Source organism: Nocardia caishijiensis NBRC 108228 (genome assembly GCF_001612825.1).
Lineage (GTDB): Bacteria > Actinomycetota > Actinomycetes > Mycobacteriales > Mycobacteriaceae > Nocardia > Nocardia caishijiensis.
The window spans coordinates 202,048-214,794 of record NZ_BDBE01000038.1; the positions used below are offsets into that span (position 1 = coordinate 202,048).

The window sequence follows — 12,747 nt, forward strand, 5'->3', positions numbered from 1 at the left end:
GCCGACTATCCTGTGCACGGCCGTACCGCCGACCGCGCACCGGCCGGGAGGGGATTTCGTGGGGGACACCGAAACAGTGGTGCGCGAGGGAGCGTTGCCGACGCTCGCCCGTGACCTCGGCCGGACAGCACGATTCCAGGCGCTGGCGGCGGCTGTCGGTGCGGGCATCCTGGTCGGCGCTGTCGGCCTCGGCCTCTACGGCTGGTTCGGTACCAGGTCGGTCCCGGCGGGCGCCGAAGTCGGAATCTTCGCGGTCCTCGCCAGTCTGCTCGGCGGACTGGTGCTCGCGATCGCCGTCGGGGCGTGGTTCACCGGTCGTGCACGGACGGTCGACCTGTGGAGCACGCATCATCGCTGGGAACTCGGTGCCACCGCGGCCGTCGTGCTCGCGCTCGTCGTCCTCGGCGCGATGTCGTGGAGCAAGCATCTTCCGAGCCGCTACACCACCCTGCGCGCCGAGTGGCCGTATTTCGCGCAGCTCACCACCGCTGTCGGCGCGACCGTGTCGGTCGCCGTGGGCTCGATCCTGGTGTTGCCGCTCATTTTTCACATGGGTGTCGCCCGTACGATCGGTCGACGGACCTCGACGGCGGCGGTGGTCGTCGGCCTCGTTGTCGCCGCTGCGGCGGGTGTCCTGGCAGTGCGCGCCGGGGACGACAGCGTCAACGTCGACCATCGCACCGTCCCCCACACTCGGATCCCCGCCACAGCGGACAGATTCGGCACCGAGGCCTTTCGGCTGCGGCTGCCACCGCTGAACAATCGGCCGGAGGCCACCGGCCGTGCCGTCATCCCGGCGGGCACCGGCTTCCTCGTCATCGGCATCGAGGGCCTCCGTGCCTACGACGGCGCGACCGGCGAACCACGCTGGCACTATGTGCGTCGCCCACAATCCGGTACTCGCACACTGCGACTCGACCGCGATTCGGTCTTCACCTCCGCCGACGGGGCCGTCGTGACGACCCGCTGGTCCGGCCCGAGCGGTTTCGAGCGCATCACCACCTTCGACGCCGTCACCGGGCACCTGCTGTGGACCTCCGCCGACGACACCGATTTCACGTCCGACGATCCCGAACAGTCCGCCCGCCTCGTGGCGGCTCCCGCGGCGGAGACGTTGATCGTGGAGACCGATTCCGACGTCAAAGGTTACGACCCACGCACGGCGTCGCGGCGGTGGCTGACACCGATCACCGACGGCGACTGCCGTCCGACGAGAATCGGCACGGTGGCCAGCGAGAATGCCGTGTATCGCCTGCTGCGGTGCGGTGATTCGACATGGCGGGTCGTGGCGATCGACACCGGCACCGGCCACGTGGTCGGCCACCGAGACCTACCGCGTACCCGATCCCACGAGCCGAGACTCACGCTGTTGCACAACACCGTGCTCATCGACCTGTGGTCCCCTGACCACGACACGCATCTACTTCTCACCGAACCCGACCAGCTCGCCACCACCCCGATCCGAACCTCGGGCGGCCCGTTCGCGGCGGCCGTCGACGGCTCCGACATCCTCGTCGGACGTTTCGACCCGACGACTCGCCGCTTCCATGTCGACTCGACCACCGTCGACAACTCCACGACGACGCCTGTCCCCACCATGGCACCGAGCGACCCGAACAACGGCACCGTCCAGATCCTCACCGACGAAATCCTCAGCCTGGAATACCACACCTCGCTCCGACTCTCCCGCTGGCCACGCCGAAACCCGGCCTCGCCCACCGTTCTCCCGATCGAGAGCACCTGCCGCCCCGAAGCAACCCAACCGACCCTCCTCCCCGCCCCCTCATCGATCCTGGTGATCTGCCAGAACAACGAGGAAATCGGCGACGCGACCCTCGACATCATCGGCTACCACTGATCCCGCCGGGCGTCATCGGCGACTGCACAACCGCACACAGATCGCCACGATCATCGGGGCGACCAGAAAGCCCGCGACGAAGACGACACCGCTCGCGACCGCCCATCCCGGTCCCGGGTCGTCGCGGTGGACGAACGTCAACAGCGACGCGGGAAGACCCGGCCACACACCGCAGGCCACCGCCGTGACCAGCCCATCCCGGATCTTGCCGTCGACCAATTCCCGTGCGGCCAGCGCACACACCGTCACCGCGTAACCGGCGACGAGCACCGCCCCGACCGAAACGCCGAACCAGGAATCGGGTGGCGTCGGTTCGTCTGCCAGAAACAGCCCGGCGAAGATGTACTGATACAAATTCCCCCACACCACCGCACTGACAACCCACGCCATCGGCACCACCATCGACACCGCGGCAACCCCGATGCGTAGCCCGTTGCCCAGCAGATCATCTCGTGCGGCGAGCAGCCCTATCCCATGCCGCGACGCCCGCACGATGCCAGCGCCGAGCGCCACCCAGCTGAGCAGCCCCGCACCGAACACGACCCATGGCTGATCGCTGAACAACTCCTGGATCAGACTCCAGGCATCAGGCGCAGTCGAAGAGAACACACCTGTAGCGATGCCTTTCGACCGTCCTCGGGTTCACCATGATCGTCGCCGTCGCCACACTGTTCGCGCACACCCACCGGCTGATCGTCCGACCCGGCCGTGGTCTGCGAGTACCTCCCGACAGCAACGTCGTCGCTATTACTGGAAAATACTGGACATCACTGGAAGTTCCACATACTCTCGCCCCATGTCAGAAGCTGCGGAGCAGCTGGAAGCCCGCATCAACGAGCTGCGCGCGGCAGTTCGACGCGCCGTCGCCACCGGTGACCGCTCGGCTGCCCGCCAGTTGCGCAACGCCTTGCGCGCGGTCGAAACCGAATGGGACGAGGCCGTTCTCGGTCCCGGCGAAGCACCCGCCCCCGACCCGAACGTCCCGGTACGCGAGCACGTGCACCGCGCACTCACCCTCCTCGGCGCGCCCTCGGCACCGAAACTGGTGATGCAGGTCCACACCGCGTTCTTCTCCGGCGACCTAGCCCCCGCACGGCTGACGAGCTTGCGTCGCGACGAGGAACGGTCGTTCCGCGCCGCCCCTTTCGCCCGTCCGTACTACCTCTGCGCGGCACTCACCACCGACCTCCTCGCTCCGGCCCGAGGACTTCTCGCCCTGAGCAGCTGGACACTGCCCCACCGCATGATCGGACCGCTGAGTCCCCGGGTGAACCTGCTGACCTCGGCGGTCCGCCTGGCCGACCACGTCCGAGGCCAGCCGGACATCTCCCCGGACGGCATCCGCTTGATGTGGCGCCTGGCCAACTCCATCCCCGGCGTAACAGGCACCCCCGACTCGATCGATGCCGAGGACGTGAAGGCCGCCGCGCAGCGAGAACTGGCGGTCCATGAAGAAGACGACGCTTTCCAGCGGCAGCAGGCCGCGACCAGGGCGGCACAGCAGCTCGATCAGCCCGCCCAACTGTTCGGCACCCGGCTGAGCCTGGCCGCCTCACGAAAAGAGATGGGATGAAGGAACTTTCGGCCCGCCTGCAGGAGCTGCGCGGTGGCGCCCCGTCGATCCGCCACAATGCCAGGACCATCGCCGCGCTCACCGCGAACCCCGGTTGCGCCCGGCGCGCGCTCCTCGATGCCGCCGCTGTCGACAAGGCCGTTGTCGCCCGGGAACTCGGTCATCCGCCCCAGTACGGTCAGTCGTCATTCGCCATCACGCGCGGCAACGCCTTCGAGTCGATGGTCAAGGCGAACGGTTGCGCCGATCTGCTCGCGCTGCTGCGTGATGTCCTCGGCCTGACCATCCCCGAAGTGGCATATCACAACCTCGAGGCGGTCGGCGAGAACAACGGAAACGCGGTGCGCTATCAGCGCACTCGGCAACTACTCGGGCAGGCGCTCGACACCGGCGAGGGCACCCTGTTCGACCACCCGATGCTGCGCCTGGACATCGCCGGTGCGCTCGCCTATCTGGAGCCGGATCTGGTCGCCCTCCAGATCGAGGGCAAGTTCCACATCGTCGAGATCAAGTCGTTCCCCATGATCGACGGTCAGGCCGACCCCGCACAGGTCGCGGCCGCGGCCCGGCAGTCCGCGGTGTACGTGATCGCGTTGCGGCGCCTGCTCGAGGATCTGGGTGCCGACCCCGAGAAGCTGGTCTCCCACAACGCGATCCTGGTGTGCACCAAGGACTTCTCGAACCGTCCCACCGCGTCATTCGTCGATCTGCGCAACCAGCTGTCCGTCGTCTCCCGCCAGTTGTCGCGCCTGACATCGATCGAGTCCCTGGTCGACCTGGTGCCTCCCGGAGCGACGTTCGAGCCCGGCCCGCGATTGGACGAGGTGATCTCCGCGATCCCCGCCCGCTTCGCCCCCGAATGCATCTCCACCTGCGAACTCGGTTTCCTCTGCCGTTCGCAGGCCCGTGCCTGCGGCTCCGTGGACGCCCTCGGTCGCGGCGTCCGCGACGAACTCGGCGGCCTGCACGACATCGACGACGTCCTCGCGCTCGCCCGTGGTTCGCGCGCGCCGACCCAGGACCAGGCAGACATCGCCGAACTGCTGCGCACCGCACACCGCCTGCGTCAGGAGATCGCGTGAGCGTGCTGTCGGCCCTCGCCAAAGTCGAGGCGGTCGACGCGGGCCGCGCTGTCCGAACCGCGACCGTCCGACACTGTCACCTCGCCGAACAGCCCCTCGTCGTCATCCCCCTGCATCTCGCGGGCGAGGCGGCCGCCCCGCTGGCAGTGCTCGTCGGCACCGACCCCGACAATCCCCGGCTCCTCGTCGTCCCGCAGCCCCGCGACCGCGTCCTGCGCCTGCGATTCGCCGAGCAACTGGCCGAAATCCTGCTGCCCCACATTGACAGGTACGCCGACGACACCGAACCCGTCGTGATCGACAAGAAGACCAACGAGACGATCGACCGCTGTGTCGACGCCCCGCAGATCTGGGTGCCCAACCAGGCCGCCGTCACGTTCTTGAAGCTCCTGGGCCGGTCCCTGCGTTTCCGCCGCACCGAAGGCGAGGACGCGGTCGCCCCGGCGATCCCGCTGGTCGGCCGGTGGCTCACCTGGTTCTGCGACCGCGCCGAACACCCAGGCTCGACCGCGCTGGCAGCCCTCACCACACAGTTGTGCACGCACTGGACCACCGGGCAATCCGCGCTAGAGGACGCCAACCTCACCGCCCTCCTGGGCTGGATCGCCCCGCCCGACAACCTCACCGGCCCCCAAGCCGCCGCCCGCGCCGAGGACCCGACCATCTGTCCACCGGCCGGTCCGGCCACCGACCCCGGCTTCGACAATGTCGTTCTCGCCCCGCTCATCAACGCCTACGACACCGTCGCCGACGACATCGCCCGCACCCGCGCCGTCCAGCGCCTCGAACAGGCACTGCGCACCCAGCTGGAACCCACGTGGCAGCTGATGTGGCAAGGCATCTCGCTCCTGCGCGCCCTCCCCGAGGGCGCGAGCGTGCCCGCCCGCTGGGCCGAGGACGTGCGCTCCTTCTCCTACTACACCGAGATCGCCGAAACCCAGGCCCAGTCGCGGCGCGATTCCCCCACTTCCGCCGTCCGGCGCCTGCTCGCCCGCGAACAGGCACTCGAACGGCTCACCGCCGCAATGGCTTACGACGACCCGTACGTGATGATCGAACGCCGACTGGGTGGCGAGGCCTGCCTCGCCACCGTCATCGACTCCGAGCCAGCCCGAATCACGCTGAGCGACAAGGGCAAAAACGTTCTACGCCCCTTGCTCCGCGTCACGACCACCGACCCCTTCACACCGACCGTCGGCGAATCGCTGCACAACGCCGCCGTCAAGAACCAACAGGCCAAGGTGCTCGAGGTCGACGACGACACGATCGTCCTGGAACTCAGCGGCGGAATGGGCCGCAGCACAAAGGTTCCCGCCGAAGGCACCGTGAACGTCGAAGGCGACCGCATCGTCCTGGCCCGCTTCGGCCCCAACGGCAATTTCCGCGCCGCCACCCTCCCGCCCCCGGAGGAAACTCCCTGGACCCACGGCGGCCCACCGGAAACCGACGAGGAGAACTGATGTCCGCCGCACACGCCGCTGATACCACCGTCAGCAACATCCTCACCGACCTGGCCGACGCCTCCCACAAGGCGATCGTCGTCGACTCACCGCCCGGCGCAGGCAAATCCACACTCGTCGTGAAAGCCGCCGGTCAGCTCGCCCGAGACGGCACCCAGCGCATGATCGTCGCCCAGACCAACGAACAGGTCGACGACCTCATCGCCCGCCTGGCCGCCGCCCACCCCGACCTCCCCATCGGCCGCCTGTCCGCCCAGGACTACCGCCCCAGCGACCGCATCGCCCTCCCGAACGTCCGCGCCGCCGCCAAGGTCGACGACCTCGCCGACCGCACCATCCTCATCGGCACCGCCGCCAAATGGGCCACCCTCACCGAGGGCACCTGGGAACACGCCATCGTCGACGAGGCCTACCAGATGCGCTCCGAAATGCTCCTGCGCATCGCAGGCCGCTTCGACCGCGGCCTCTTCGTCGGCGACCCCGGCCAACTAGACCCCTTCGCCACCGTCGAATCCGACCGCTGGGCAGGCCTGGACTGGGACCCCACCCGCAGCGCAGTCCCCGTCATGCTCGCCAACAACCGCGACCGCCACATCCCCATCCACCGCCTCCCCGTCTCCTGGCGCCTCCCCACCAGCGCCGCCGACGTCATCTCCGCCGCCTTCTACCCCTTCACCCCCTTCACCGCAGGCACCGACCCCGGCACCCGCCAACTCACCTACGTCACCCACGGCCTGCGCACCCCCGTAGACCGGTGCCTCGACGAAGCCGCCGACCACGGCTGGGCCCTCTACGAACTCCCCGCCCGCAACACCCTCCGCACCGACCGAGAAGCGGTGTCCGCCATCGCTTCTCTCGCTGTCCGCATCCTCGAACGAGGCGCCACCGCCACCTCCGAACAGGGCACCCACCCCGTCACCGCCGACCGCCTAGCCATCGGCACCGCCCACCGCGACCAAGCCGAAGCCATCCGCCTGGCCCTCCGAGGCACCCTCGCCGAACCGGTCACCGTCGACACCGCCAACCGCCTTCAGGGCCGCGAATACGACATCACCATCGTCCTCCACCCCCTCTCCGGCCGCCGCGACGCCAGCTCCTTCCACCTCGAAGCCGGACGGTTGTGCGTCCTGACATCCCGCCACCGCCACGCCTGCATCGTGGTCGCCCGAGCAGGGATCGCTGAGCTCCTGGACGCCTACCCGTCCACGGAACCAGTCCACCTGGGCGTCCCGGTCAAATTCCCCGACGGCTGGGAAGCCAACCAGTCCATCCTCAGCTACCTCGAACCTCACCGAATCAGCATGTAGGGCAGCACGTTCAAATCTCTGAATCACTAAAGCCGCCTGTCGACGACGGCCACCGCTCGACCGACAAGCCGTGTCTACTTTGCGCACCCGTCTTTATCCTGAGGCACAGCGACTTTCACCACCTCGGGACAGCTAGCAGGGTTCCGGCTAGCCCGGGCGGAAGCTCGATGCGCGATGGTCATCTCCGTGTCAGTGACTACGTGCGGAGCGGCGGACGAACGGATCTAGCGATAGCTCGCTCGTTCGGTCTCGCGACTGGTTACCCCACGCCGGTCATCGATTCCCAGCTCGGATCTGAGCGATCATCTCAGCCAACTGCCCCACCCTCGGATCATCCTCCCCATGCCAAGCAGCCAACTGCTCGTGCAACCGCCGCAATCGAGTCAACGCCGCACGCACCTGCCCGTTGTGCACCTGACAGTTCGCCATTTGCCGCTGGCAGAACATCACTTGGTCGTCGTACGGTCCCCGTTCGGCGGTGAGGTCGTCTATCAGTTCGCTGTAGTGAGCGATGGCCTGCTTGTAATCCCCTGCCTCCATGCACAGATCAGCCAACCGCACCCGAGCGTCGACAACATCGGCATCACGCGCACCGAGTTGCGGCACTGCAACTTCGAGCACAGTGTTCAGCTGACCGATGGCCGGCACATACCGTGATTCGTCGGCGAGATCGCGCGCCTGCCGAACGGCCCGCTCGAGGTCGCCACGAGTGAAGTCCGACTCAGCCGGGGACTTCGGGGCACGATGATGGTGGGTAGCCGCCGTCCTCGTCGCTGCCGAAGCGCCGACCGCTGTGGCGTACAACCGAGTAGGACTGGTCGGATCGGGGTTTTCATGCAGCCCGTCCAAGGCGCCCACGTAACGCATCACCACCGAGTACACGGCGGTCGCATCGGCCGGACGGTGCGTGTGATTTTTGGCGAGCATGCTCGTGATCAGTACGCCCAGTTCCTCTGGTACCTCACCGCGCGCGTGATGGACCACCGGCGGGTCCGCATTGATCTGGTTGATCATGGTGTCGATCTCCGAAGCGCCAAGCATGGCACGTACTCCGGTGAGAAGCTCGTACATGACCAGCCCGAGTGAATACAGATCAGTCTGCGGCACAACCGTTTTCCCACGAACCTGCTCGGGCGCCATGTACTCGGGCGTCCCGATTCCCGATCCGGTTCTGGTCAGCCGGGTCTGGTTCGCATCCATCGCGACGGCGATTCCGAAGTCCAGCACCTTAACCGTCCCATCGGGACAGAGCATCAGATTCGACGGCTTGAGATCGCGGTGAAAGATGCTGTGGTTGTGAGCTTCCGCGAGGACCGCGGCGGTTTGCGCGGCAATCGACGCGACCGCGCCGACGGGCAGGCTGCCACGCTTGGCCAGAACGCTGTCGAGCGTGATCCCCTCGATGTATTCCATGATCAGGAACGGCTGCTCCGGGGGACCGGCGTCGATGCCCGCGTCGAAGACGGTTGGCATCCCGGGATGACTCATACGCGCCATCAATTCGGCTTCCCTGACGAACCGCCGCTCCCACTCTTCGCTGTCAGCCAGGCCCGGATGGATGAACTTCACTGCGATCCGTCGTTTGAGCTGCCTGTCAAACCCTCGATAAACCTGCCCCATTCCGCCTCGACCGATGATTTCGATCAGTTCGTATCGCCCAGCGACGATGCGGGGCGTCATGCCGTCGACCCCGGCGACAACCGACCTCCGGCGAGCCCCGCGATTCCCTCGCGTACCAGCTGCTCGACAGCGGACCGCTGATGCCGCCACGCGTCGTCGAGCGCCATCAGCTCGACAACGCTGGCGCCTGCGAGGCGTTGCTCGGCGAGCGGCATGCGGGGAAAGCCCACGGCGAACAGATCCGGCAGCTTGCCGTCTTCACTGTCTGCCGCGGCCTGGAGTACACCGGCGAGGAATCGGTGGTCGACCACTGCCGGGTTGGCCCGAACCAGCGCCACTCGCGGCGCAAGCAGGGCTGAAATCGTGCACACACGAACGATTGTCGGGCCACTGCCGGTAACCACAAGGACGTCGCCGGGTCGAGTGGTGACCGCACCGGGAACGCTGGGGTCGCCCGATGTGGACGGCGACCTGTCGACCCGAATATCCTTGGCGCTCAACATCGGACTTCCGGTGTCGACGGGGAGGAGCGTGGGCGGTGATTCGAGTACCTCCACTGTGCCCGCTCCGACGAGCTCACCGATCGTCACTGCCGGCAGCACACGAGGGCGGATCTCGAGCTCGGGTACCGATGGCAGGGAGAACGCAACAACATCGGCGCGACGAGCGACATAGGAGTTGTCGCCCGGCTCGGTCGGCGCGCTGGCCGAGTCTCTAACCACCGATCGCTCACCTTCCTCTGAACGCATAACGGTAGCAGCGCCAGGTGCGTCTGGCGGGTGCCGAACCCATCGGGTGAATGCGAAAACTTTGCCATATTAGCGATTGCCATAGTTTTCACTTCCACGTAGCGTGGCCGTCGGCGACCCTTCCATCAGCCAGATCCCACACAACGCGAACCTAAACATGCAGAACGGCGAATTACTCCCGAATGGGTACTAAGTTGGACCGTTCTACCGTCGACCAACCAGGAGTACCCCTGATGACCAACGCCGTCGAGCCGCGCCCGCTCAACGTCGCCCCCGGCTCGATCGTCGTGGTTCGTGACGAGGAGTGGCTGGTCACCTCAGCGGAACAGGGCTCCGACGGTTGGCTGCTGCGCGTGCGCGGCCTGTCCGAACTCGTCGCCGACACCACGGCGACGTTCTACGACAGCCTCGACGACATCGAAGTTCTCGATCCAGCCCAAGCACGAGTGATCGCCGACGGGTCCTCGGGCTACCGGGATTCCCGCCTCTGGCTCGAAGCACTGCTGCGCAAGACGCCCTTCCCCTATGGCGATCAAACCCTTACCGTCTCCACGCGCATGCTCGCCGATTCGCTCGGCTACCAGCGCGCCGCTGTCGCCAAAGCCCTCGACCCCCAACACATTCGGCCACGTATCCTGCTCGCCGACGCGGTCGGTCTCGGCAAGACCCTCGAGATCGGCATGATCCTGTCCGAGCTGGTGCGCCGTGGCCGCGGTGAGCGCATCCTGATCGTCACCCCCAAGCACGTGCTCGAGCAGATGCAGCACGAACTGTGGTGCCGCTTCGCCCTGCCGTTCGTGCGCCTCGATTCGACGGGCATCCAGAAGGTCCGCCAGAAGCTGCCAGCCACCCGCAACCCGTTCACCTATTACAAGCGGGCGATCATCTCGATCGACACCCTCAAGAGCCCCCGCTACAAGGCCCACCTGGCTCGCCAGCACTGGGACGCGGTGGTGATCGACGAGTCGCACAACCTCACCAATGTCGGCACCCAGAACAACGAGCTGGCCCGCGTGCTCGCCCCCAACACCGAGGCCCTCATTCTCGCCTCGGCGACCCCGCACAACGGTCGCGAGGAGTCCTTCGCCGAACTGCTTCGCCTGCTCGACCCCACCGCCGTGGCCGCCGATGGTTCGTTCACCAAAGACGATGTGCAGAACCTGCTGATCCGCCGCCACCGTCACCACGACGAGGTCGCCGCCGAGGTCGGAAGCGACTGGGCCGAACGCGCGGAACCAGTCCACAAACTCGTCACCCCCTCGCCCGCCGAAGACGCCGTCGCCCGCGAACTTTCGCAGGTCTGGTTGCACCCCGAGAACGGCAGCCCGTACTCCGGTGAGACCAAGGGCCTGTTCCCGTGGACGCTGGCCAAAGCCTTCCTGTCCTCCCCCGCTGCCCTGCGCGAGTCGATCGACCAGCGCCGCGCCAAACTGCGCGACGGCACCCCGGAGCAGCGCATCGAATTGGAAGCGCTGAACACCCTCGCCGACCTCAACGACAAGGCATTCACCGAATCAGCAGGCAAGCAAGCGGCCTTGGTGGATCGGCTGCGTGAGATCGGCGTCGGCCCGAAGTCCGCGATGCGGGCGGTAGTGTTCGCCGAGCGTGTCGCCACGCTGAAATGGCTCACCGAATCCCTGCCCGCCGCATTGGGTTTGAAGTCCGAGAACATCGCGATGCTGCACGGCGGCCTGTCCGATGTGGAGCAGCAGGAGATCGTCGAGAGCTTCAAACTGGAGACCTCCCCGATTCGCGTGCTCGTCACCGGCGATGTCGCCTCGGAGGGTGTGAACCTGCACGCCCAATGCCACCACCTGATCCACTACGACATCCCGTGGTCGCTGATCCGAATCGAACAGCGCAACGGACGCGTCGACCGCTACGGCCAGAAGTTCTCGCCGGTCATCTCCTCGCTCATCCTCGAACCGTCGGACCCGGAGTTCTCCGGCGACCTGCGGGTGCTGTCACGCCTGCTGGAACGCGAGAACCAGGCCCACACCACCCTCGGCGACGTGGCCTCGCTGATGGGCAAACACAGTGTGACCGAGGAGGAATCGGCGATCCGGGACGTCCTCGCGGGCAAGGCCGAACTCGACGCACAGGTCCGAACCATCGACGACGTCCTCGACGGCGACGATTTCGATTCCTTCTTCGCCCAGCTCGAGACCGACTTCACCCCGACCCTCCCCGAGCTCCCCCGCCAGAGCCTCTACCCCGACGACGTGAGCTACCTCGACGAAGCACTGCGCGCCGCGTTCGACGATGTCCCCCAAGCCGAACCCGGCAAGGGCGGCGTCGGCTGGACCGTGCACGCCAATCACGGTATCGCCGAACTGATTCCCCCCAAGGACCTTCGCCAGCGTCTGTCGCAGCTCCCGCAGAACTACCGCGAGAAGGGCCAGATCGACAAGCGCCTCAAGCTCGCCACCTCCACCCAGGTCGGCGATGCCCAACTGCGCGCCGCCCGCCAGGGCAAAGGCATCAACGACACCACTTGGCCCGAGGCCCACTACCTCGGCCCGCTGCACCCGGTACTCGACTGGGCAAGCGACCGCGCCCTGTCGGCCCTCGGCCGCAATCAGATCTTCGCCATCCGCGGCAAGGTCGACGCCGTCACCGTCGTGCTCATGGGCACTCTGATGAACCGCCGCGGCCAGCTCGTGTCCCGCGTGTTCTCCACCGTCGAGTTCCCCGACCCGGCCCGACCGAACTTCGCGATCGCCAGCCCGCTGGAGAGCCTCGACTTCTTGCTCACCGAGACCGGTTTGAAGCCGAACACCGCCAACCCCGGCCCGATTCCCGAGCCGGACCGTTTCCAGTACCTGATCCCGGTAGCCGTCGACAAGGCCACCCAGTCGATGAAACTCGTCCTCGACCAGCAGGAACGCTCCGCCAACGAGCGTCTGGCCCAATGGCGCCAACGCGCCGACCGCTGGTATTGCGGCGCCGAACAACTCGAACTGTTCGGCAGCCAGAAGAAGAAGGTCGACACCTACGCCCGCCGCATCGCCGAGGAACAGCGCCTCGCCGAATCGCTCGCCCCCACCCAGCAGCTGGTGCGCCCGCTGCTGGTGATCGTCGCAGACAAGGACCAGTGA

At 66.9% G+C, this 12,747-nt stretch carries 9 protein-coding genes; 6 read left to right on the top strand and 3 right to left on the bottom strand.

Features of this window, described 5'->3' with window-relative positions; translation table 11 throughout:
• Positions 1-58 precede the first annotated feature (58 nt).
• Positions 59-1,858 (top strand): outer membrane protein assembly factor BamB family protein, encoded by a 1,800-nt coding sequence (locus NC7_RS21200; RefSeq protein WP_157102111.1) that lies wholly within the window; start codon positions 59-61, stop codon positions 1,856-1,858.
• A 12-nt stretch (positions 1,859-1,870) separates the two neighbouring features.
• On the opposite strand, the gene NC7_RS21205 is transcribed toward NC7_RS21200, so the two are convergent.
• A complete protein-coding gene (locus NC7_RS21205; protein WP_157102112.1) occupies positions 1,871-2,467 on the bottom strand; it encodes a hypothetical protein in 597 nt (198 codons plus the stop codon).
• A 187-nt stretch (positions 2,468-2,654) separates the two neighbouring features.
• Here NC7_RS21205 and NC7_RS21210 point away from each other — a divergent pair, with 187 nt between their 5' ends.
• Genes NC7_RS21210 through NC7_RS21225 form a run of 4 tightly spaced genes read left to right on the top strand, consistent with a single transcriptional unit; the run spans position 2,655 to position 7,280 of the window.
• Positions 2,655-3,431 (top strand): hypothetical protein, encoded by a 777-nt coding sequence (locus tag NC7_RS21210; protein WP_067985788.1) that lies wholly within the window; start codon positions 2,655-2,657, stop codon positions 3,429-3,431.
• Entirely contained in the window at positions 3,428-4,513 is a 1,086-nt protein-coding gene (locus tag NC7_RS21215; protein WP_067985789.1) for a hypothetical protein, read from the top strand. The genes NC7_RS21210 and NC7_RS21215 overlap by 4 nt, the downstream gene beginning before the upstream one ends.
• Positions 4,510-5,973 (top strand): hypothetical protein, encoded by a 1,464-nt coding sequence (locus NC7_RS21220; protein WP_067985792.1) that lies wholly within the window; start codon positions 4,510-4,512, stop codon positions 5,971-5,973. The genes NC7_RS21215 and NC7_RS21220 overlap by 4 nt, the downstream gene beginning before the upstream one ends.
• Positions 5,973-7,280, top strand: coding sequence for an AAA domain-containing protein (locus tag NC7_RS21225; protein WP_067985794.1), 1,308 nt, complete (start codon positions 5,973-5,975; stop codon positions 7,278-7,280). The genes NC7_RS21220 and NC7_RS21225 overlap by 1 nt, the downstream gene beginning before the upstream one ends.
• Before the next feature lie 273 nt (positions 7,281-7,553).
• Here the strand turns inward: NC7_RS21225 and NC7_RS21230 are convergent, their stop codons facing one another.
• Entirely contained in the window at positions 7,554-8,960 is a 1,407-nt protein-coding gene (locus NC7_RS21230) for a serine/threonine-protein kinase (protein ID WP_067985796.1), read from the bottom strand.
• Positions 8,957-9,271, bottom strand: coding sequence for a hypothetical protein (locus NC7_RS21235; protein ID WP_157102113.1), 315 nt, complete (start codon positions 9,269-9,271; stop codon positions 8,957-8,959). The genes NC7_RS21230 and NC7_RS21235 overlap by 4 nt, the downstream gene beginning before the upstream one ends.
• Positions 9,272-9,882: 611 nt before the next feature.
• On the opposite strand from NC7_RS21235, the gene NC7_RS21240 reads away from it, so the two are divergent.
• The gene (locus NC7_RS21240; RefSeq protein ID WP_067985799.1) at positions 9,883-12,747 is read left to right on the top strand and encodes a helicase-related protein; all 2,865 of its coding nucleotides are present in this window, start codon (positions 9,883-9,885) and stop codon (positions 12,745-12,747) included.